Here is a 267-nt window from a genome sequence, read left to right as displayed (position 1 = left end):
GCGGAACAGGCCGCGCGCGCCGTGCCGGATGGTCGAGACCTTGCCGTGGAGCGGCAGGGGCGCCCGCACGACGTCACCGCCGAAGGCCTGGCCGATCGCCTGGAGGCCGAGGCACACGCCGAAGATCGGGATCTCCTCGGACAGGTCGCGGACCACGTCGAGGCAGATGCCCGCCTCCGTCGGCGTGCACGGCCCGGGCGACAGCACGATCGCGTCGGGCGCCCTGGCGCGGATATCGGCGATCGTGAGCGCGTCGTTGCGCGCGAC

1 protein-coding gene is annotated in these 267 nt (G+C 74.2%); it reads right to left on the bottom strand.

Features of this window, described 5'->3' with window-relative positions:
* A partial coding sequence (locus tag KZZ07_RS26995; RefSeq protein ID WP_219520057.1) for a glutamine amidotransferase-related protein occupies positions 1-267 on the bottom strand: 267 nt, incomplete at both ends.

Origin of the sequence: Mameliella sp. CS4 (genome assembly GCF_019392335.1) — a bacterium.
In the GTDB taxonomy this organism is placed as follows: Bacteria; Pseudomonadota; Alphaproteobacteria; order Rhodobacterales; family Rhodobacteraceae; genus Antarctobacter.
The sequence above is the reverse complement of the archived record's forward strand: the minus strand, read 5'-3'. Positions and strand labels throughout refer to the sequence as shown.